Raw genomic sequence first — 20,243 nt, forward strand, 5'->3', positions numbered from 1 at the left:
GGGGCGGATTTTACGTCTGACAGAACCCTCGCCGAACCTCGACAAACGGCGGGAAAGCGAAAAACTTCAAGGTCTTAGTGCGTCACAATATCGCAATCTTCGACAGACAGCGAAATTCAAAGATAGAGCGTGCCTTCCGCGACCTTGATTGCCTGGCCGCCAATGCGGGCCCTGGCGATCTCTCCCTCCTTCACGTCGATATGCAGATGGATCAAGGACGGCCGCCCCATCTCCACCCCCTGCTCCACCAGCACCGGGTGATGGCCGTCCGGGAGTGCATCGAAATGCCGGATCGCGCCGGAGAGTGCGGCAACGGCGGCGCCCGTTGCCGGGTCCTCCGAAATCCCCATGTCCGGCGAGAACATCCGGGCATGGAATTTCGCCTGATGGTTCACGCCGCTGCGGCAATAGACGTAAGCCGACGCAAGCGATCCCTCGACGAACGGTGCTGCCTTTTCCCACAAAGTCGTGTCGAATTCGAGGTTCTGCACCGTCGCCAGATTGTGCAGCGGAATCATCAGGAACGGTACGCCGGCACTCCAGATGGAGGCGGCATGGTTCTCGAAGCCGATATCCGTCGATTTTACGCTCAACGCATCGGCGAGCCCCTGCCGGTCGAGCGGAAGCTCGATCTGCACCGGCTTTCTCGGCAGGTCGAATTCGGCAAATCCCGCCTCGCCGGCACGAAGCCGCACGGCGCAGCGCACAGGGCCGACATTTTCCTCCAGCACGCAGACAATATCCATGTCGGGCTGTCCGGACCGGTGATTGAGTTCGGCCAGAGCCACCGCCGTTCCGACGGTCGGATGCCCCGCGAAAGGCAATTCCCGGCCCGGCGTGAAGATGCGCAGGCGGGCCGCATAGGCGGCATTCGCGGAAGACTGAACGAACACCGTCTCGGAGAGATTCATCTCCCTGGCGATCGACTGCATTTTGTCGTCGGCAAGGTCGTCTCCGTCGAGAATCACCGCCAGCGGATTGCCGGCAAGTCGTCTGTCGGTGAAGACGTCATAGATGCTGTAACGACGGGCCAACCACACCTCCCCGTGTTTCGATGGCGCCAAACTGCCCGACCGGTCGGCTCAAAGCAACCCCTGTTCAGCGCATCGAAGGGCCGAAAAACAGGTCGAGAATCGGGAACATCAACGGGCTGTAGGGATGCGCGCCACGGTCAGCCGAGTGGATCGCCACCGCACCGGCGATCTCCTTTTCCTCGTCATGCACCATATGGTCGGCGATGCGCGCCAGCATCTCCTGCGCCGTAAGGTCGAAGCGATAGAAGCGAAAGCCGACGACCCGGTGCCCGCCGTAGCTGGCGAAGAGTTGCCGGTCCGCCTTCGCTTCTGCGAGGTCGAGGCCGGTTTCCTCCCGAACTTCACGGTGCATATTGGCCTCGAGATCGAGCTTGCCGTCGACGATGTCCAGAAGATCGAGCGAGCCGGCGGCGCAATAGACCTGACCCGGATTGGCGGTCCTTTCGCTCATCCGGACGGCGATGATCGCCCCATCGGAGGAAACGGGCACGGCAAAGCCGAAGAGATGGAAAGCTCCGGCCGGGTCAGGCTGTCTCCGCCACCACAAAAGCGTCGAATAAGGGATGACATGCGCCTCGCCGATGATCACGCCGTCGCGAAACGAAAGCCTGTTCTGCAGCACCATCTGGCCGTTGAAGAGATGCGGATTGGCCGCCACCTCGCGCGCCCAGTTCTCCTCGATCTCGTCCCGGTGGGCGACGTAGACGGGATGCGCTCCGGGCAGGACCGAAAGATCGAAAGCCTCGACTTCGAAGACAGTGTTTTCGGCAGGCCAGCCGCTGATCGTCTGGATGGTCATCGAAGCTCCAGCGACATCACGACAGGGCAATGGTCCGATGCCTTTGGCCGGTCCCAGCCGATGCGCGGAAAACGCTCGACCTCCTGTCCCGGCGGAAAGACGGTGCGATAGGGCTGGCCGCCGCGGATGATCTCCGGCACGCTGTCCCGGTTGTGCTCGGCAAGTGCCGGCGACAGCCAGATATAATCGAGCTGGCAGAGATGCTGTTCCTCCGGCCCGCGCGCATGATAGAGCGTCCAGCGATCCATCACCTCGCGGCGCGTAACCGGGTTCACCACGAAGCTGTCATCGGTGAAGACATTCAGCGCACTCACCTCTTCGCGCCGCGGCTCGAATCGATAGCCTTCGCGGCGGGTGCCGATCACCTGCACCTTTTCCTGATAGTCGTTCATGTCGCCGCAGATGGCGAAGTTCTTGTCCGCCGTTCGGCCCGCACCGAAGCGGCGCTCGACGATCTGGCGCACCGCTTTCGCCTCCGCCATGCGGATCGCCATCGTGCCGGTACGGCCGTCCTGACCGTCGCGGGCATTGCCCATGGATTTGAAATGCACGACGAACAGCGTGAAGGGCTTGGCCCCGATCGTCAGCTCCAGTTCGAGGCAATCGCGCTTGAAGATCTTGTCATGCGCCTGGTTGCTGAGCGCCAGTTCGTCGTTGAAGAGGCCGAGATCCTGATAGGTCAGCATGGCGTGGCTGCGCACGTCCTGCACCTCGATCTTCTCGCCGCTGCGGGTCTCCTCGCGCATCAGCACGGCGACATCGATGCCGCGCGAATCATTGCCCTCGACCAGATATTTCTGGCGGTAGCCGTTGCCGACCATGCGGTAGAGATACCCGTATTCGAAGGCCTGCAGGGCCGGCATGCTGTCGACCTCCTGCAGGCAGAGGATGTCGGCGTCCGCGTCGGCGATCGCCAGCGCCGAAAGCTGTCGCGTGTCGTCGGTCTCGGCGATCATCCGGGCCTGCTCGAGCTGCTGGTAGACCGCCTTGTCCTGCACGTCGTAGAGCCGCAGCACCCGGTCCTGCCGGAGCTGATTGCGCCAGCCGGAGAAATCGAAGCGCGTCATCAGGTTTTCGATGTTGAAGGTGCCGAGACGCAGCGACATGGGAGGGATTCCTTTTCCTGCGAACACCATAACCATGGCAACGCCTGGCTACAATCTCCAGGCGGCGCGGATCACGATCGACAGACGATCGCCAGCCTTGACCGGCTGACGGCTGAAAGCGCGCAATGCCTGTCCGTCCGGCAGGGCAAGACGCAGCGCATAACGCTCGCCCTCGAACAGCACCGAGAGGACGGTGGCCACCTGTCCTTCCGCCGCGATTTCGACGTCCTGCGGGCGGACGAGGATATCGGCACGCGGCTCCTGCGCCGGTCCGGCGAGGATCTCCTGCATGGCGGGCCAGTCGAAAAGCCGCCTGTCACCGAAGGGTGACGGAAGTGAGAGGATCGCCCCCTGCCCCACGAGGCCACCGACCAACCGGCCCTCCGGGCGCGCATAGACTTCCTCCGGTGTCGCCACCTGCAGCAGCCGGCCCTCGGACATCACGGCAACGTCGGTCGCAAGCGCCATCGCCTCCGACTGGTCGTGGGTGACATAGATCATCGTCGCGCCCGACCGGGCGTGAAACTCCCGGAACGTCTCTTCCATCTCCTGGCGCAGGTGCCGGTCGAGATTGGCGAGCGGCTCGTCAAGCAGCACGACGTCCGGCTCGGTGACGAGGCAGCGGGCGAGCGCGACGCGCTGCCTCTGGCCGCCGGAAAGATCCGCCGGGCGGCGGTCCGCATAGGTTTCGAGATGAACGGCGGCGAGCGCCTGCCTGACCTTGCGCCCCCGTTTCTCGCCGGAAATGCCGCGCACCTTCAGCGGATAGCCGACATTTTCCGCGACGCTCATATGCGGCCAGAGCGCATAGGACTGGAAGACCATCGCCATGTTGCGATGTTCCGGGGCCACCATCTCGCCGGCATCGGCAAGAACCCGCTCACCGAGCAGGATCGAGCCGTCGCTCGGCTGTTCGAAACCGGCGATCATCCTGAGCACCGTCGTCTTGCCGCAGCCGGAAGGCCCAAGCAACGCCAGGAAACCACCTTCGCGTACGGTCAGGGACACATCGTTGACCGCCGCACGGCCGCCGGTATCAAACGTCTTGGAGAGGCGGTTGAGGATCAGCTTCGCCACGGTACCACACCTTTCGGCAGTCGTTTCGCCATCAGTTCCAGCACGACCATCATTGCGATCACCATGATGACGACAAGGACGGAGAGTGCCGCCGCGATGTTGAAGCTGCCACTGTCATCGAGATTGTAGATCAGCACGCCGAGCGTCTGGGTGCCCGCCGACCAGAGGAGCGCGGAGACCGTCAGCTCGTTGCAGGCGATCAGGAAGACGAGGATTACCGAGGCGCCCGCGGCCGGTGCCACCAGGGGCACAAGAATATCGACGAGCCGGCGCGCGAACCCTGCTCCGGAAAGCCGCGCCGCCTCCTCGAGCGAAGGATCGAGCTGGCGGAAGGCGCTGACCACCGGTTTCAGGCTGACGGCGAAGAAGCTCGAGAAATAGGCGATCAGAATGATCCAGATCGTTCCGTAGATCGAGATGCCGATCACCGGAATGGGCGCGGCGAACAGCAGGATGAAGGCGACTGCCAGCACGATCCCCGGCAGCGCATAGGGGATTTCCGCCAGCGCCGAGATGACGCCCACGAAGCGGCTCTTGCTGCGCACCAGGAAATAGCCGGTCAGCACTGTCACCACCAGGAGACCGAAGGCGGTGGCAAGCGACAGCGACAGGGAATTGGTGAACGCGATGCGCGTCGCCGCCTGGCGCAGGAGGATTTCCTCATAGGCCTTGATGGTGACGGTCGCGGGGCTGAGCGGCACGCCATAGGCCGGCGCCAGCGAGCTTGCGACGAGCGCGATCAGCGGCATGGCGAGGATCAGGAAGATCGTCAGCCACAAAAGCAGTTCGGCAAGCCAGCGCCAGGCGCCGAGCCGGAAGACGGCGACCTGCCCCGACAGGCCGATGACGCGATAGTCGCGGCCGCGCAGTACCCGTGCCTCGACCATCAGCCCGATGACCGACAGGATCGCAATCAGGCCGGACAGGACCGAGATGTCCGCGAACGTGCGGGGACCGAAAGCCGCGAATTTCGAATAGATGAGGGTCGGCAGCGTATAGATCCCGGCGGGGATGCCCAGAATTGCCGGAATGCCGAAATTGCCGACGCAGGACACGAAGGCGATCGCCGCGCCGGCCGCAAGACCCGGCAGCGACAAAGGCAGAATGACATCTTTCAGCACCTGAAAGGACGATGCGCCGGAGAGCCGCGCCGCCTCCACCGCATCGCGCGGCAGCGCCAAGAGCCCGGCCCGCAACGACAGGTAGACGAGGGCCGCATTCTGCACGCCGTAGAGCAGCGCGATGCCTCCGATCGAATAGAGCGGCTGCGGCGAACCGAGCGGCGGCGCGAGCCCCAGCGCCTTCAGGAGCGCGCTGGAAGGCCCGGTCATTCCGATCCAGGCGAGCGCCGTCACCTGCGGCGGGATCATCGTCGGCAGCATGAACAGGAAACCGAGGAAAGCCTTGCCGCGGATGTCGAACAACGTCAGCAGCAGCGCGAAGCCGCCGCCCAGAACGACGGCCGCAATCATGCCGAAGAACGAGGTGGACAGCGTGTCATAGACCGACCGCCACAGGCCCGGGTCGGACAGAAGTTCGCTCGCCCCGCCCCGAACTGCGGACATGATTCCGGTCGCGGCGAGCCGGCCGAGCGGCAGCACGCTCAGGCAGAAGATCACGGTTACGACAAAAGGAAACAGCCAGCGTGGCTGGCTGTTTCCCTGTTTTTGAGGTCGCGTCATATGGCGCTTATATCAGCCCTTGATGCCAAAGATATCCGCGAAGCCCTTGACGTCCTTCTCGGAGTTCTTGAGCGCTTCGGGGGCATTGATCGGCAGGACCTTGATCGTCTCGCGCGCCGGGAAGCCTGCCGGCACGGCCATGCCGTTGCGGGCCGGGATGTAGCCGAGCTTCAGGAAGCCTTCCTGGCCCTTCTGAGAGAGGACGTAGTCGATGAACTTCTTGGCATTGTCCGCATGCTTGGTGGAGGCAAGGATCGCTGCCGGCTCGGTGACCGCGGACACGCCTTCCTTCGGGAAGACGAACTCGACGGGAGCACCCTTCGCCTTTTCGCGGATCGGCAGGTAATCGACGACGAAGCCGTAGGCCTTCTCGCCGGAAGCGACGGACTTCAGGATCGCGCCGTTGCCGCCGGCGGCAATCGCGCCGTTTGCCTTGAGGTTCTTGTAGTAGTCCCAGCCAAGGCCGGGAACGCCGGCGAGCGTCTGCGCGTGGATGAGCGCTGCACCCGAAGCGAGCGGGCTCGGCATGGTGACGAGGCCCTTGGCTTCCGGCTTGGCAAGATCTGCCCAGCTGGTCGGCTTCATGGCGGCCTGGGTGTTGTAGATGATGCCGGTGGTGATCAGCTTGGTCGAATGGTAGAAGCCGTCGGCGTCATAGAGGGCCTTGTCGTAATTGGCGGCTTCCGGGGACTTGTAGGCCATCAGCTGGCCTGCCTGCTTCATGCGCTCGAGCGTCACCGTGTCGGCGATCAGGAGAACGTCGGCTGCCGGATTGCCCGCCTGGATCTCGGCATTGAGCTTCGCCATGATCTGCGGCGTCCCATCGCGCACCCACTGTACGTCCAGGCCCGGATTGGCAGCCTTGAAGCCATCGACGGTCGCCTGTGCGTCCTCGTTCGGCTGGCTGGTATAGAGCACGAGGTCGGCGGCCTCAGCGGCGCCGGCAATCATGCCAAAGGCCACGAGGGCGGTGAAAGCGGAAAGAAGGTTCTTCATCGGAGCATCCCTGTTCGAACATAAGCTGCGGACGATAAGCATTCCTGCTTGACAGCCATGTGACAGGCTGGGGGCAACGCCGATCTTGCGGCGTGTTTTAACAGCGGCAAACAAAATTCGAAGACTAAATTTACTGTGCTCAGATCATTCCGGCACAACGACGGCGCAAAACCCGCCCCTTCAATTGTTTCGCAACCAAATCCTGCCATCCCCTGCACCAGGGTATAGTTCGGGGATGGAAGATGAAAAGCCGGGAAAACTTGGGTGCGCGACTGCGCTATGGTTTCGACAAGAGCATGGCGGGGGGCGCGATCGCGCTGATCGGCTGGCTGGCGTTGATATCGCTGGTCGTGATCATGATCGCGGGGGCGATCCTCGCGGCCACCGGGATCGCGCCGGAAGGCGGCGAGCCGCTTGGCTTCATAGAAGGCACGTGGGAATCGCTGATGCGCACCTTCGATGCCGGCACCATGGGCGCAGACCAGGGCTGGAGCTTCCGCATCATCATGCTGCTGGTGACGCTCGCCGGCATCTTCGTCTTCTCCGCATTGATCGGCGTCATCTCGTCCGGCCTCGAGGAAAAGCTCGACGAGCTTCGCAAGGGCCGCTCGCGGGTGCTCGAAACCGAGCACACGATCATCCTCAACTGGTCGCCCTCGATCTTCGACGTCATCTCGGAGCTCGTCATCGCCAACCAGAGCCGCCGCAATCCCCGCATCGTCATCATGGCGAACAAGGACAAGGTGGAGATGGAAGACGAGATCGCCACCAAGGTCGCCGACCGCAAGAACACCAAGATCATCTGCCGCAGCGGCGACCCGACCGATCTCTACGACCTCGGGATCGTCAACCCGCAGACGTCGCGGTCGATCATCGTGCTGTCACCGGAAGGTGAAGACGCGGACCCGCAAGTGATCAAGACCGTGCTGGCACTGGTCAACGATCCGAACCGCCGGGCGGAGAAATACATGATCGCTGCGGAAATCCGCAACGCCGACAATGCCGAAGTGGCAAGGATCGTCGGCGGCGGCGAGATGCAGCTCGTGCTTGCCGACGACCTGATCGCCCGCATCGTCGTTCATACCAGCCGCCAGGCGGGCCTGAGTGCGGTCTATTCCGAGCTGCTCGATTTCGACGGCTGCGAGATCTACACGCTCGAACAGCCCGATCTCGTCGGAAAATCCTTCGGCAATGCCGTCCTCGCCTACGAGAACAGCACTCTGATCGGCCTCTGCGACAAGGACGGCGCCATTCATCTCAACCCCAACCCGAATCAGGTGATCGTCGCCAGCGACCGCGCGGTCATCATCGCCGAAGACGATGGTGCGATCAAAACCTGGTCCGGCGACATGGGCATCGACAAGAACGCCATCAAGGCGATCGTCAAGCGAACCAAGACCGCGGAGCGTACGCTGATCCTCGGCTGGAACCGCCGCGGCCCGATCATCGCCACCGAGCTTGCCCGCTACGTGGCGCCGGGCTCGCGGCTGACGATTGCGGCCGACACACCGGAATTCGAAGGCGAAATCGCATCGCTCGACCTCGACAAGGCTCTGCTCGCCGTCGAACACCGGGTGATCGACACCAGCAGCCGTTCGGCGCTCGACGCACTCGATATCCCCTCCTACGACCACGTCCTGGTGCTCGGCTATAGCGACAGTATGATGGCGCAATCGGCCGATACCCGCACGCTGATTACTCTGCTGCAACTCCGCAAGATCGGCGAGACGGCCGGAAAGCATATCAGCGTCGTCAGCGAGATGATCGACGTGCGTAACCGCGAGCTTGCGGAAGTCACCCGTGCCGAGGATTTCGTCGTCAGCAACAAGCTTGTCAGCCTTATGCTTGCCCAGGCCTCCGAAAACGAATCCATGGCGGCGATCTTTGACGAGCTTCTGGATGAGGCCGGTTCCGAAATCTACATGCGGCCGATGGGCGACTATGTCGATATCTCGAAGCCGGTGAACTTCTTCACCGTGGCGCTCGCGGCCCTTCGCCGCGGCGAAATCGCCATCGGCCATCGCCGCCAGCGCCCGGGCGATGCCGATGCCAGAAACCTCGGCGGCGTCGTCGTCAATCCGCCCCGCACCGAAATGACCACCTATACCGACAGCGACATGCTTATCGTCCTGGCCGCCGACTGACGGACTGCCGAACAAGCAGGTCCGGTAAACAAAAAGCCTGCCGTTCTGCGGCAGGCTTTTTTACGCTCGAATGTTTCGACCGATCAGGCAGCAGCGCGGATCGCGTTGGAGATCAGGCGGCCGAGCCGCTTGATGCCCTCGTCGATCATCGTCTCGTCGGCGCAGGAGAAGCTCATGCGCAGCGTATTGGCATTGCTGCCGTCCGCATAAAACGCCTTGCCCGGAACGAAGGCGACCTTTTCCGTGGCAATCGATTTTGCCAGCAGTTCGGCGCCGTCCATGCCTTCCGGCAAGGTCACCCACACGAACATGCCGCCTTCCGGGCGCGTCCAAGTGGCGTTCTTCGGCATATACTTGTCGAGTGCCGCCAGCATCGCATCGCGACGCTTGCTGTAGACTGCCCTGATCTTGGCGACCTGGGCGTCGAAACCGCGCGAGGCGACGTGCTCGATAGCGATCTGGTTGATCGTCGAGGAATGCAGGTCGGCGGCCTGCTTCATCAGCACCAGCTTGCGGATGACCGGCATCGCCGCGATCACGAAGCCGACGCGCAGACCGGGCGCCAGCGTCTTCGAGAAGCTGCCGCTGTAGATGGTGCGGGTGTTTTCGATACCGCCCCGGCGGGCGATGTCGAGCGCCATGATCGGCGGAATGGCCTCACCGTCATACCGAAGATGCTGATAGGCGGCATCTTCGAGGATCGCGATATCGAGCTCGTCGGCAAGTGCCAGCAGCTTTTCGCGGCCGGCCAGATCAACCGTCTCGCCGGTCGGATTGGAGAAATCCGCAGACAAATAAGCGAACTTGACGCTGCCGCCGATCTTGGCCGCAGTGTCGCGGTAAGCCTCCGGCGTGCGATTGCCGTTCAGCGACAGCTGGTCGTAATTCGGTTCATAGGCATTGAAAGCCGAAAGTGCGCCGAGATAGGTCGGCCAGGTAACCAGCGCCGTATCCTTCGGCGACAGGAACAGCTTGCCGAGATAGTCCAGCGCCTGCTGCGAACCCGAGGTGATGAAAACGTTGTCAGGCGTGCAGTCGATGCCGATCTTGGCAACGTCCTTGGCGATCCACTCGCGCAGCGGCTTGTAGCCTTCGCTGACAGAATATTGCAGCGCGGCGTTGACCTGCTGGCCGGAAAAAATATCCGAATAGGCTTCCTTGAACGCCGCGTCCGGAAACAGCGCCGGATCCGGAATGCCGCCGGCGAAGGAGATGATATCCGGCTGGTCGAGCAGCTTCAGCAGTTCACGGATTTCAGAGGCGCGCATGCGGCTGGAGCGCGTCGCAAAGAGTTGTTCCCAATCAAGCACGGGATGTTTCCTCTTATTTCAATTTTCTATGCGCCATCTTTACACAAAGATCGATAGGTCAGCAAGACTGACCTATTAAGTTGCGGCGATTTTTTCGCCTTTGATTTTGCCCGCAACGGCATTATCTTACGGATACCATATCGATCCACCGAAGGTAAGATTATGACGACAGCAACCTTGTCCTCCAAATTCCAGATCTCCATCCCCAAGGAGATTCGCGAAAAGCATAATTGGCAAGCTGGCCAGCAATTTGCCTTCATCCCTAAGGGCAAGAGCGTCGTTCTCGTTCCGGTGCCGACGCGAGACGAGTTGAGAGGAATAGCAAAGGGCGCCGACACGAGCAATTATCGGGACAGGAACGATCGCTACTAATGCGCATCGTCGACAGTTCCGCATGGATCGAGTGGCTGATCGACAGTTCCCTGGCTTCACGCTTGGCGGACGAGATACCTGAACCGCACGAATTGATCGTGCCGACGATCGTTCAAATGGAAATGTGCAAATGGTTGACAAGGGAGAAGGGCGAGGAATCTGCCGAACGCTTCATGTCCTATACGACCGAATGCATCGTCGTTGAACTCGGCACCGAGATAGCCTGGGATGCCGCCGAAGCTTCTCTCCGTTTCAAGCTCTCGACCGCAGACGCCATCATCTACGCGACAGCAAGGCTCCTGGACGCCGATCTGTTGACCTGCGACCGGCATTTCGAAAACCTGCCGCACGTCACGTATATTTCAAAATCCGGGGCGGAAATATGATTCCGCCCCGGAGCACTCGTCTTAGTTGACGCTCTTATCGACCAGCTTGTTCTTGCCGATCCAGGGCATCATGCCGCGCAGCTTGGCGCCGACTTCCTCGATCTGGTGGCTGTCGTTCATGCGGCGGATGCCCTTGAAGCGCGAGCCGCCGGCGCGGTATTCCTGCATCCAGTCCGAGGTGAACTTGCCGGTCTGGATATCCTTGAGGACGCGCTTCATCTCGGCCTTGGTTTCTTCGGTGATGATGCGCGGACCGGTGACGTATTCGCCCCACTCGGCTGTGTTCGAGATCGAGTAGTTCATGTTGGCGATGCCGCCTTCATAGATCAGGTCGACGATCAGCTTCACTTCGTGCAGGCATTCGAAATAGGCCATTTCCGGCGCATAGCCGGCTTCAGTCAGGGTTTCGAAACCGGCGCGGATCAGTTCGACGAGACCGCCGCAGAGAACGACCTGTTCGCCGAAGAGATCGGTTTCGCATTCTTCTCGGAAGTTGGTTTCGATGATGCCGGAACGGCCGCCGCCGACGCCACAGGCGTAGGAGAGAGCGAGTTCAAGCGCGTTGCCGGAAGCGTTCTGGTGAACGGCAACGAGGCAGGGAACGCCGCCGCCCTTCTGGTATTCGCCGCGAACCGTGTGGCCCGGGCCCTTCGGCGCGATCATCACAACGTCGACGGAAGCCTTCGGCTCGATCAGGCCGAAGTGGATGTTGAGACCGTGGGCAAACGCGATGGCTGCGCCATCGCGGATGTTGCCAGCAATCTCGGCCTTGTAGATGTCGGCCTGCAGTTCGTCCGGGGTCGCCATCATCATCAGGTCGGCCCACTTGGCGGCTTCGGCGACGGTCATCACCTTGAAGCCGTCGGCTTCAGCCTTCTTGATGGTCGCGGAACCGGCTTTCAGCGCGATCACGACATTCTTGGCGCCCGAATCCTTGAGGTTCAGCGCATGCGCACGACCCTGGCTCCCGTAGCCGATGATGGCGACGTTCTTCGCCTTGATGAGATTGATGTCGGCATCCCGATCATAATAAACGCGCATCGTTTTTCCCTTCCCTATGCTGAGGTTTGTTGATGTCTGTCATCGCCCAGCGGAGACGCCGAGCGTGTCCGCCGATTGTTTTTGCGTGCCGTGCAACGCGAGAAAGGCAACTACCGCCCTCTCCGCCTGGCGCGCATTGTCCTTGAGGCCTGGCTCGCCGAGCAGCATGCGTACATGCAGGTCGGAAACGATCAGGCCGTAAAGCGTATGATAGGCGGCGTCCGCATTGTCGAAACGCAGCAGCCCTGCCCTTTTTCCCTGGTCGATCAGCGCCATGGCGCGGCGGTCGATCTGTCGGCGGCCGTGTTCGAGCAGAAGCTTGCCGAGCTTCGATCCGTCTCGGGCCGCCTGGCCGATCGCCAGCCGGTTCAGCGCCAGCGAAACGTCGCCGGCCAGAACTTGCAGCAGATCGCAGGCAAAAAGTTCGAGGTGGTCACGCAGGAGATCGGCGGTCAGCCGTTCGCCGGAGCGCTCGAAGGTGCGTACCTTGCTCGCCTGATGGGCGATCATCGCCGCCAGCAGGCCTTCACGGTCGCCGAACCATTTGTAGAGGCTTTCCTTGGAGCAGTTGGCGGCGCGGGCAAGACCGGACGTCGTCAGCGCCTTCTCGCCGCCTTCCACGAGCAGCCGAAGCGCCTGCTCCAGAACGGCGTTCTGGCGCGGCGAAAATTCGGGCATGTCGGTGGTATCGGCTCTCACGGTTTTTAAATCCTTTTGCGTACCGTACGGTACGGTTCTGCCCGTATAAAGCATCCGCCGCCGCCGTCAAGTCCGTTCTTCGGGGGCGGTCATCAAGGAGGAACGATTTTGCGCTAGAGCTTCTTGAGGGCGATGCAAGGCGCCCGAATGATCAGAGGAGATCCTTCATGAAGCGGATATACGGCACCGTCCCCGCCTTGGCTTTCCTTGCCCTGCCGGCCTTCGCCCATGCTGCCGAAAACCGCTGCGGCTGGATCCAGAACCCGACGCCAGGCAACTGGTGGCTGGACGATGCCGAAGGCACGTGGGTCATCCGTTCGCAGGGCAGCGAAGACGAGCCGAAAGGCATGGATCTGATCCCGGATATTTCCGAGCGGGACTATGTGCGAACGAACGGGAATTACGGTTATGCCTGCGGCTGCATGCGCGTCGAAACGGATGATGTACACATAGTCGAAATCCTGTCGTTCAGGCAGGTGAAGCTGTCGCAATGCAGGAGCGACAGGACGCTCGGCTCCCCCGGCTGATCAGCCGGCAGCCGCGGTCTCGAGTAAAGCCTCTACGTCCCTCGCAGGCGAGGCGCCGTAGAGGCGGCTGTATTCGCGGCTGAATTGCGACGGGCTCTGGTAACCGACGCGATGCCCGGCCGTGCCGGCATCCAGCCGCTCGAACAACATCAGCCGCCGTGCCTCGTGCAGCCGAAGCTGTTTCTGATACTGGACCGGCGTCATTGCCGTGATCGACTTGAAGTGATGATGGAACGAGGAGGCGCTCATGTTGACATGCTCGGCGAGCTCCTCGATGCGCAGCGTCTTTGCAAAGTTCTCGCGCAGCCATCCGATGGCGCGGGCGATGCGATTGCCCTGGCTGTCGGCGATCGCCATGTTGACCAGCTGGTCCCCGGCGGGTCCGATAAGAACGCGGTAGAGGATCTCCTGCTCGATCAGCGGCGCCATCGCGGCGATGTCGCTCGGACTATCGAGCAAACGCAGCAACCGGACGGCGGCATCGGACATTTCCGGCGTGGCGTCGTTGACAACGATGCCGCGCTGGGCCGCGGCGGCGGCCGAAGGCCTCTGCATGTTGATGCGGCTCAGGAGGTCGAGCAGTTTTTCGCTGTTGATCGCAAGCGTCATGCAGAAATGCGGCAGTTCCGGACTTGCCTCGACCACGCGCCATGTCACGGGCAGATCGAGCGACGTCAGAAGATAGGACCCCGGCCCGTAATCGATCCTGTCGCTGCCGAGCTGCACGCTCTTCTTGCCCTGCACGACCATGGCGAGGCAGGGACGGTAACTGCCGTGGCACGGGGCGCTGGGGGTGGAGCGCCGGCTGATCACCAGCCCCTCGACATCGGTCTGATATTCCCCTTCATCCGGCACGAAACGTGCCGCAATCGAGGCGATCTCCTGATAGCGGTTGAAAGGCAGGGTCATGCTGGCGGCTCTTTCTGGAAGTGGAACGGCGTCTCGACTGGCCCTAGTTAGGATGCCTTTCGTGCCGCACAAATAGCGTGCCGCCTCATTTTTTTGCAGGATCATGCAAAAAGCTCAGAGGATCGGTCTAACACCCTTGCGGGTAGGCGGAGCATAGTCCGGCCGTCCAATTTCCTCCCAACCCAACAGATGAATGGAGCTCCCATGGCTATCGCAAAAGGCTATGCCGCGACCGACGCGTCGAAACCCCTGACGCCCTTCACCTTCGAGCGCCGTGAACCGAATGCCGACGACGTCGTCATCTCGATCCAGTATTGCGGCGTCTGCCATTCCGACATCCACCAGGCCCGCAACGAATGGGGTTTCTCGAAATACCCGATGGTTCCCGGCCACGAGATCGTCGGCACGGTGACGGCGGTCGGCTCGGCTGTCTCGAAGTACAAGGTCGGCGACAAGGTCGGCGTCGGCTGCTTCGTCGACAGCTGCGTCGGCTGCGCGACCCGCGACCTCGACAACGAACACTACATGCCGGGTCTCGTGCAGACCTATAACGACGTCGAAGGTGACGGCTCGACGCCGACCTATGGCGGCTATTCCGACTCCGTGGTCGTCAAGGAAGGTTATGTCCTGTCGATCCCGGACAACCTGCCGCTCGATGCCGCAGCCCCGTTGCTCTGCGCCGGCATCACTCTCTATTCGCCGCTGCGCCACTGGAATGCCGGCCCCGGCAAGAAGGTCGCGATCGTCGGCATGGGCGGGCTCGGCCATATGGGCGTCAAGCTGGCGCATGCAATGGGCGCCGACGTCACGGTCCTCAGCCAGACCCTGTCGAAGAAGGACGACGGCCTGAAGCTCGGCGCCGACGCCTATTACGCCACCAGCGACGCCGAGACCTTCACCAAGCTCGCGGGCACGTTCGACCTGATCATCTGCACGGTCGGCACGACGATCGACTGGAACGCCTATCTCGGCCTTCTGAAATTCGACGGTTCGATGGTGCTGGTCGGCGTCCCGGAACACGCGGTCCCGGTCCATGCCTTCTCGGTCATCGGCGGCCGCAAGAGCCTGTCCGGCTCGATGATCGGCTCGATCAAGGAAACCCAGGAAATGCTGGATTTCTGCGGCGAACACAACATCGTTTCGGAAATCGAGAAGATCAACATCCAGGATATCAACGAAGCCTATGAGCGCGTCATCAAGAGCGACGTGCGCTACCGCTTCGTCATCGATATCGCTTCGCTGGCAGCCTGAAATCAAAAACGTCGAAACAGAAGGGGCGGTCCGAGGACCGCCCCTTCTTGCTATGCCCGCCATTGCCGGCGCTGAGATGCCGGCGCTCGGCGTTCGAACCGATTCCCTGATCGTTTCCTCGGCTGCGCCGGCCGCTTCGCCTTACTTCGGCAGCTTGTCGTCCACACCCTCGATGTAGAAATTCATGCCGAGCAGAACGCCGTCCTGAGCCTTTTCGCCGGCGGCCAGCCACGCCGTGCCGTCCTGCTTGTTGATCGGGCCGGTGAACGGATGCAGTTCGCCCGACTTGATCTTGGCTTCGGTCTCTTCCGCCATGGCCTTCACGTCGTCCGGCATGTTGGTATAGGGCGCCATGGTCAGGATGCCATCCTTCAGGCCGTCCCAGATCTGCTCGGACTTCCAGGTACCGTCGAGCAGCGCCTTGGTGCGTTTGATGTAGTAGGCACCCCAGGTATCGACGATCGCGGTCAGCTGCGTCTTCGGGCCTGCCGCGATCATGTCGGAGGCCTGGCCGAAGGCGAGGATACCGCGCTCGGCGGCGACCTGCATCGGAGCGGTGGTGTCCGTGTGCTGGGTCAGGATGTCGACGCCCTGGTCGATCAGCGCCTTGGCGGCATCGGCTTCCTTGCCGGGGTCGAACCAGGTATTGGCCCAGACGACCTTCAGCTTGAAGTTCGGGTTGATCGACTTGGCGCCGAGTTCGAAGGCGTTGATGCCCATCACCACTTCCGGGATCGGGAAGGAGGCGATGTAGCCGGCGACGCCCTTCTTCGACATTTTCGCGGCGATCTGGCCCTGGATATAGCGGCCTTCGTAGAAGCGCGAATTGTAGGTCGCGAGGTTCGGCCCGGCCTTGAAACCGGTCGCATGCTCGAACTTGATGTCAGGGAATTTTGCGGCGACCTTGACGGTGGCATCCATGAAGCCGAAGGACGTGGTGAAGACCAGCGAGCAGCCGGAGCGGGCCATGCGCTCGATGGCGCGTTCTGCATCCGGGCCTTCCGGCACGTTTTCGAGGAAGGGCGTTTCGACCTTGGCGCCGAGTGCCTTGTCGAGCTGCTGGCGACCGAGGTCATGGGCCTGGGTCCAGCCACCATCCGTCTTCGAACCGACGTAGATGAAACAGACCTTCTTCTTCTCCTGGGCCTCGGCGCCGGTCGAAAAACCGCCCATCAGGGCGGCCGATGCGGCAAGGGCGATAATCAGCTTCTTCATTTCCTAACCTCTATTGGCTTGAAGACGTTTTGTTTTTGGTTCCGTGGTCACCGGTCGGGGACAAAGGGTTTCCCGAGCGCGGCCGGCGTATTGATCAGCGTCGTGCGACGATTATGCGAAATGATGATCAGCACCACAATAGTCGCCGCATAAGGAAGTGCGGACAGGAACTGCGACGGGATGACGATGCCGAGGTTCTGCGCCACGATCTGCGCGTGCAGCTGGCCGATCCCGACGGCGCCGAATAGGTACCCGCCGGCCAAAATCCGCCATGGCCGCCAGGAGGCGAACACGACGAGCGCCAGCGCGATCCAGCCACGGCCGGCCGACATGTTCTCCACCCATTGCGGCGTGTAGACGAGCGAAAGCTGAGCCCCGGCAAGTCCGGCACAGGCGCCGCCGAACATGACCGCCAGGTAGCGGGTGCGGATGACGTTGATGCCGAGCGCATGGGCGGAGGCATGGCTGTCGCCGATCGCCCGCAGCTTCAGTCCGGTCCGGCTCCTGAACAGGAACCAGTTGATGCCGACGACAAGCGCGATCGATACGTAGAAGATCAGGTCCTGGCGAAAGAGGACGCGACCGAAAAACGGGATATCCGAAAGGAACGGAAAAACGATCGGCTGCAGCTTGATGCCCGGCTGGCCGACGAAGGCCTCGCCGATCTGGCCGGAAAGCCCGAGACCGAGGATGGTGAGCGCAAGGCCGGTCGCGACCTGGTTGGCCACCAGCGTCAGCGTCAGGAAACCGAAGAGCAGCGAGAAGACCCCGCCCCCAAAAATGCCGGCGAGGATGCCGATATAAGGGGAGCCCGTCAGTTGCGCGGCCACGAAGGCGCAGGCCGCGCCGATGATCATCATGCCCTCGACGCCGAGGTTCAGCACGCCGGAGCGCTCGGTCACCAGTTCGCCGAGGGCTGCGAGAACCAGCGGGGTCGATGCGGTGATGACGGTGAGAAGGATCGCCTCGAACATCAGCCCCTTACCTCCGCCGTTTTTGTGCCCGCAAAGATCAGTCGGACCCTGTAGTGGATCAGCGTATCGCAGGAGAGCACGAAAAAGAGCAGCAACCCTTGAAAGACACGGCTGACCTTGTCCGAAATGCCGATCGACAGCTGCGCCGCCTCGCCGCCGAGATAGGTCAGCGCCAGCACGAGCCCTGAAGCGATGATCCCAAGAGGGTTGAGCCGCCCAAGGAAGGCAACGATGATCGCCGTGAAACCATAGCCAGGCGAGATGACCGGCTGGACATGACCGATCGAGCCGGAAACCTCCGAAATGCCGGCAAGGCCGGCGAGCGCACCCGACAGCAGCATCGAGAACCACACCATGCGGCGGGCGGAAAAGCCGGCAAAGCGCCCTGCCCGCTCCGACTGGCCGAGCACCGAGACCTCGAAGCCCTTCAGCATGAAGCGCATCATGAACCACAGCGCCACGGCCGCCACGATCGCAAAGATGAATGCCCAGTGGGCACGGCCGGACGAGGACAGAATTTCCGGCACGACGGCTTCGATCTGAAACGTCTTGGTGATCGGGAAATTATTGCCCTGCGGATCGCGCCAGGGACCGCGCACCAACCAGTCGAGATAGAGTTGGGCAATATAGACCAGCATCAGGCTGGTCAGAATCTCGTTGGTGTTGAAACGGGTCTTCAGGAGCGCCGGTATGCCGGCGTAAAGCGCGCCGCCCAGCATGCCAAGGATCAGCATCAGCGGCAGGATGATCGGCGAGTGCCAGGCGGGATACATGACGGGCAGGATCGAGCCGGTGATCGCGCCGATGGTGAACTGGCCTTCGGCGCCGATATTCCAGTTGTTGGACCGGTAGCAGACCGACAGGCCGACCGCGATCAGGATCAAGGGTGCTGCCTTGATCGCCAGTTCGTGCAGCGACCAGACTTCCAGCAGCGGCTCGACGAAGAAACTGTAGAGAGCGCTCACCGGGTTCTTGCCGAGCAGCCAGAACATGATGGCGCCGAAGGCGAGCGTCAGCGCGAGCGCCAGCAGCGGCGACAGGACCGAAAACAGCGTCGAGACGCGGGCGCGCTTCTGGAGCTCAATGCGCATTCGCCGCCTCCGGAACAGAGTGGCTTTCATGGACGCCGCCCATCAGCAGACCGATGCGTTCCAGCGTCAGCGTGCCGGCCGGATGGGGCTCGGAGAGGCAGCCTTCCGAGATCACGGCGATATTGGTTGCCACTTCGAAAATCTCGTCGAGGTCCTGGCTGATCACCACGACTGCCGAGCCCGACTTGGCAAGATCGATCAACGCCTGGCGGATGCGGCTTGCGGCACCGGCGTCGACGCCCCAGGTCGGCTGGTTGACGACGAGCACGGAGGGCTGCCGGTCGAGCTCGCGCCCGACGATGAATTTCTGGAGATTGCCCCCCGAGAGCGAGCCTGCCTGGGGATCCTCGCCGCTCTTGCGGACGTCCATCGCCTCGCAGATGCGGCGGGTGGCGGAGCGGATCGCATCGAAGCGGATGACGGAAAAGGCGCCGCCGGACAGGAAGGCCTTCTTGTCCGATTGGCTGCGGGCAAGCAGGAGATTGTCCGAAAGCGCCATGGCGGAGACGGCGGCGTGTCCATGGCGCTCTTCCGGCACGAACCCGGCGCCAAGCAGCCGGCGGCCGTTGATCCCGGTGCGGCCGACCGCCTTGCCGCGGATGCGGATCGCCTCGTCCTCGGCGACCGGATATTCGCCCGAGAGCGCATCGAAGAGTTCGCCCTGGCCATTGCCCGCAACGCCGGCGATCGCCAGCACCTCTCCGGCGCGAACCTTCATGGTGATTTTCTTGAGCGATACGGCAAAGGGTGTACGCGCCGGAACCGAAAGATTGCTGACCTCGACGCAGATATCGCCGAGTGCTGCCGCATTGTCCCGATGGACTTCGGCGACGTCGGAGCCCACCATCATGCGGGCGAGCGAGGCTGGGGTTTCCTGTTTGGGATCGCAGGCGCCGGTAACCTTGCCGTGGCGCAGGACCGTGGCGCGGTCGCAGATGCGGCGCACTTCCTCCAGCCTGTGGCTGATATAGAGAACCGATCGGCCCTCGGCCTTCAGCTTGAACAGCGTCTCGAACAGCCGGTCGGCCTCCTGGGGGGTCAAGACCGAAGTCGGCTCGTCGAGAATGATCAGCTTGGGATTCTGAAGCAGCGCCCGGACGATCTCGATGCGCTGGCGCTCGCCCACGGACAGGTCCGCCACATGCGCCTGAGGATCGAGCGGCAGGCCGTATGCCTTGGAAAGCGACGCCGCTTCGTCCGATATCCTGGCAAGCGAAATCTTCGGGTCGAGCGACAGCGCGATGTTTTCCGCCACCGTCAACGCCTCGAACAGCGAGAAATGCTGGAAGACCATGCCGATGCCAAGATGACGGGCCTCACCCGGCGAGGCGATCGTCACCGGCGCACCTTGCCAGAGGATCTGGCCGGCGCTTGGCTGCAACACGCCGAAGAGCATCTTTACCAGCGTGGACTTGCCGGCGCCGTTTTCACCGAGCAATGCGTGAATTTCACCGGAGCCGATATCCAAATCGATCGCGTTGCAAGCCGCGAAGCTGCCGAAAAGCTTGGTCAAACCTCGAACCGACAGAAGCGGAACGGCCGCCGGACCCTCGGATAACGTCACTGAACCCCCTCGTTCACCGCGGGCCTACCTTCTTCGAGGTTTTTCAGGGCAACGCGGCGTATTGAC

The 20,243-nt window shown here is 62.2% G+C and carries 19 protein-coding genes; 5 read left to right on the forward strand and 14 right to left on the reverse strand.

Annotated elements, in window-relative coordinates:
* Positions 1 to 116: 116 nt before the first annotated feature.
* From J2857_RS08400 to J2857_RS08425, 6 genes are all read right to left on the reverse strand, one after another.
* A complete protein-coding gene (locus J2857_RS08400; RefSeq protein ID WP_210009648.1) occupies positions 117 to 1,034 on the reverse strand; it encodes a PhzF family phenazine biosynthesis protein in 918 nt (305 codons plus the stop codon).
* Between the two features lie 64 nt (positions 1,035 to 1,098).
* Positions 1,099 to 1,833, reverse strand: coding sequence for an NUDIX hydrolase (locus J2857_RS08405; RefSeq protein WP_210009649.1), 735 nt, complete (start codon positions 1,831 to 1,833; stop codon positions 1,099 to 1,101).
* Positions 1,830 to 2,939, reverse strand: a complete 1,110-nt coding sequence (locus J2857_RS08410; RefSeq protein ID WP_210009650.1) for an endonuclease/exonuclease/phosphatase family protein — start codon at positions 2,937 to 2,939, stop codon at positions 1,830 to 1,832. The genes J2857_RS08405 and J2857_RS08410 overlap by 4 nt, the downstream gene beginning before the upstream one ends.
* Positions 2,940 to 2,987: 48 nt before the next feature.
* Complete coding sequence (locus tag J2857_RS08415) at positions 2,988 to 4,016, reverse strand: ABC transporter ATP-binding protein (RefSeq protein ID WP_210009651.1); 1,029 nt, start codon at positions 4,014 to 4,016, stop codon at positions 2,988 to 2,990.
* A complete protein-coding gene (locus J2857_RS08420; protein ID WP_210009652.1) occupies positions 4,004 to 5,698 on the reverse strand; it encodes an ABC transporter permease in 1,695 nt (564 codons plus the stop codon). The genes J2857_RS08415 and J2857_RS08420 overlap by 13 nt, the downstream gene beginning before the upstream one ends.
* A gap of 12 nt (positions 5,699 to 5,710) precedes the next feature.
* Positions 5,711 to 6,694, reverse strand: coding sequence for an ABC transporter substrate-binding protein (locus J2857_RS08425; RefSeq protein WP_037082114.1), 984 nt, complete (start codon positions 6,692 to 6,694; stop codon positions 5,711 to 5,713).
* Between the two features lie 242 nt (positions 6,695 to 6,936).
* On the opposite strand from J2857_RS08425, the gene J2857_RS08430 reads away from it, so the two are divergent.
* Positions 6,937 to 8,838: a CASTOR/POLLUX-related putative ion channel gene (locus J2857_RS08430; protein WP_037082113.1), complete on the forward strand. Its 1,902-nt coding sequence runs from the start codon at positions 6,937 to 6,939 to the stop codon at positions 8,836 to 8,838.
* An 83-nt stretch (positions 8,839 to 8,921) separates the two neighbouring features.
* Here J2857_RS08430 and J2857_RS08435 read toward each other — a convergent pair whose 3' ends face one another.
* Entirely contained in the window at positions 8,922 to 10,148 is a 1,227-nt protein-coding gene (locus J2857_RS08435; RefSeq protein WP_210009654.1) for a PLP-dependent aminotransferase family protein, read from the reverse strand.
* Between the two features lie 162 nt (positions 10,149 to 10,310).
* Here J2857_RS08435 and J2857_RS08440 point away from each other — a divergent pair, with 162 nt between their 5' ends.
* A complete protein-coding gene (locus J2857_RS08440; protein WP_210009655.1) occupies positions 10,311 to 10,520 on the forward strand; it encodes an AbrB/MazE/SpoVT family DNA-binding domain-containing protein in 210 nt (69 codons plus the stop codon).
* Positions 10,520 to 10,906, forward strand: coding sequence for a type II toxin-antitoxin system VapC family toxin (locus J2857_RS08445; protein WP_210009657.1), 387 nt, complete (start codon positions 10,520 to 10,522; stop codon positions 10,904 to 10,906). The genes J2857_RS08440 and J2857_RS08445 overlap by 1 nt, the downstream gene beginning before the upstream one ends.
* A gap of 21 nt (positions 10,907 to 10,927) precedes the next feature.
* Here J2857_RS08445 and ilvC read toward each other — a convergent pair whose 3' ends face one another.
* Together ilvC and J2857_RS08455 are read right to left on the reverse strand one after the other, a co-directional pair.
* Positions 10,928 to 11,947: a ketol-acid reductoisomerase gene (gene ilvC, locus J2857_RS08450; protein ID WP_210009659.1), complete on the reverse strand. Its 1,020-nt coding sequence runs from the start codon at positions 11,945 to 11,947 to the stop codon at positions 10,928 to 10,930.
* Positions 11,948 to 11,986: 39 nt separating this feature from the next.
* Positions 11,987 to 12,625, reverse strand: coding sequence for a TetR/AcrR family transcriptional regulator (locus tag J2857_RS08455; RefSeq protein ID WP_210010087.1), 639 nt, complete (start codon positions 12,623 to 12,625; stop codon positions 11,987 to 11,989).
* A gap of 188 nt (positions 12,626 to 12,813) precedes the next feature.
* Between J2857_RS08455 and J2857_RS08460 the strand changes: the two genes are divergently transcribed.
* Positions 12,814 to 13,173: a DUF4087 domain-containing protein gene (locus J2857_RS08460; protein WP_210009661.1), complete on the forward strand. Its 360-nt coding sequence runs from the start codon at positions 12,814 to 12,816 to the stop codon at positions 13,171 to 13,173.
* Here J2857_RS08460 and J2857_RS08465 read toward each other — a convergent pair whose 3' ends face one another.
* Positions 13,174 to 14,082, reverse strand: a complete 909-nt coding sequence (locus tag J2857_RS08465; protein ID WP_210009663.1) for an AraC family transcriptional regulator — start codon at positions 14,080 to 14,082, stop codon at positions 13,174 to 13,176.
* Positions 14,083 to 14,286: 204 nt separating this feature from the next.
* On the opposite strand from J2857_RS08465, the gene J2857_RS08470 reads away from it, so the two are divergent.
* Entirely contained in the window at positions 14,287 to 15,333 is a 1,047-nt protein-coding gene (locus J2857_RS08470) for an NAD(P)-dependent alcohol dehydrogenase (protein ID WP_210009664.1), read from the forward strand.
* 141 nt (positions 15,334 to 15,474) lie between these two features.
* Here the strand turns inward: J2857_RS08470 and J2857_RS08475 are convergent, their stop codons facing one another.
* The 4 genes from J2857_RS08475 to J2857_RS08490 are packed head-to-tail and all read right to left on the reverse strand — an operon-like array spanning position 15,475 to position 20,177.
* The gene (locus tag J2857_RS08475) at positions 15,475 to 16,548 is read right to left on the reverse strand and encodes a BMP family ABC transporter substrate-binding protein (protein ID WP_210009665.1); all 1,074 of its coding nucleotides are present in this window, start codon (positions 16,546 to 16,548) and stop codon (positions 15,475 to 15,477) included.
* 47 nt (positions 16,549 to 16,595) lie between these two features.
* Positions 16,596 to 17,522 (reverse strand): ABC transporter permease, encoded by a 927-nt coding sequence (locus tag J2857_RS08480; RefSeq protein ID WP_210009666.1) that lies wholly within the window; start codon positions 17,520 to 17,522, stop codon positions 16,596 to 16,598.
* Complete coding sequence (locus tag J2857_RS08485) at positions 17,522 to 18,613, reverse strand: ABC transporter permease (protein ID WP_210009667.1); 1,092 nt, start codon at positions 18,611 to 18,613, stop codon at positions 17,522 to 17,524. Before J2857_RS08485 ends, J2857_RS08480 begins: the two co-directional genes overlap by 1 nt.
* Positions 18,603 to 20,177: an ABC transporter ATP-binding protein gene (locus J2857_RS08490; protein WP_210009668.1), complete on the reverse strand. Its 1,575-nt coding sequence runs from the start codon at positions 20,175 to 20,177 to the stop codon at positions 18,603 to 18,605. The genes J2857_RS08485 and J2857_RS08490 overlap by 11 nt, the downstream gene beginning before the upstream one ends.
* Positions 20,178 to 20,243: the final 66 nt, after the last annotated feature.

It is taken from the genome of Neorhizobium galegae, assembly GCF_017877055.1.
Lineage (GTDB): Bacteria > Pseudomonadota > Alphaproteobacteria > Rhizobiales > Rhizobiaceae > Neorhizobium > Neorhizobium galegae_D.

Excerpts from the sequence above, each read along its gene's own strand:
- J2857_RS08405 (WP_210009649.1), bottom strand. The coding sequence starts at position 1,833 with ATGACCATCCAGACGATCAGCGGCTGGCCTGCCGAAAACACTGTCTTC.
- J2857_RS08410 (WP_210009650.1), bottom strand. The coding sequence starts at position 2,939 with ATGTCGCTGCGTCTCGGCACCTTCAACATCGAAAACCTGATGACGCGC.
- J2857_RS08420 (WP_210009652.1), bottom strand. The coding sequence starts at position 5,698 with ATGACGCGACCTCAAAAACAGGGAAACAGCCAGCCACGCTGGCTGTTT.
- J2857_RS08425 (WP_037082114.1), bottom strand. The coding sequence starts at position 6,694 with ATGAAGAACCTTCTTTCCGCTTTCACCGCCCTCGTGGCCTTTGGCATG.
- J2857_RS08430 (WP_037082113.1), top strand. The coding sequence starts at position 6,937 with ATGAAAAGCCGGGAAAACTTGGGTGCGCGACTGCGCTATGGTTTCGAC.
- J2857_RS08440 (WP_210009655.1), top strand. The coding sequence starts at position 10,311 with ATGACGACAGCAACCTTGTCCTCCAAATTCCAGATCTCCATCCCCAAG.
- J2857_RS08445 (WP_210009657.1), top strand. The coding sequence starts at position 10,520 with ATGCGCATCGTCGACAGTTCCGCATGGATCGAGTGGCTGATCGACAGT.
- ilvC (WP_210009659.1), bottom strand. The coding sequence starts at position 11,947 with ATGCGCGTTTATTATGATCGGGATGCCGACATCAATCTCATCAAGGCG.
- J2857_RS08455 (WP_210010087.1), bottom strand. The coding sequence starts at position 12,625 with ATGCCCGAATTTTCGCCGCGCCAGAACGCCGTTCTGGAGCAGGCGCTT.
- J2857_RS08460 (WP_210009661.1), top strand. The coding sequence starts at position 12,814 with ATGAAGCGGATATACGGCACCGTCCCCGCCTTGGCTTTCCTTGCCCTG.
- J2857_RS08465 (WP_210009663.1), bottom strand. The coding sequence starts at position 14,082 with ATGACCCTGCCTTTCAACCGCTATCAGGAGATCGCCTCGATTGCGGCA.
- J2857_RS08470 (WP_210009664.1), top strand. The coding sequence starts at position 14,287 with ATGGCTATCGCAAAAGGCTATGCCGCGACCGACGCGTCGAAACCCCTG.
- J2857_RS08475 (WP_210009665.1), bottom strand. The coding sequence starts at position 16,548 with ATGAAGAAGCTGATTATCGCCCTTGCCGCATCGGCCGCCCTGATGGGC.
- J2857_RS08480 (WP_210009666.1), bottom strand. The coding sequence starts at position 17,522 with ATGTTCGAGGCGATCCTTCTCACCGTCATCACCGCATCGACCCCGCTG.
- J2857_RS08485 (WP_210009667.1), bottom strand. The coding sequence starts at position 18,613 with ATGCGCATTGAGCTCCAGAAGCGCGCCCGCGTCTCGACGCTGTTTTCG.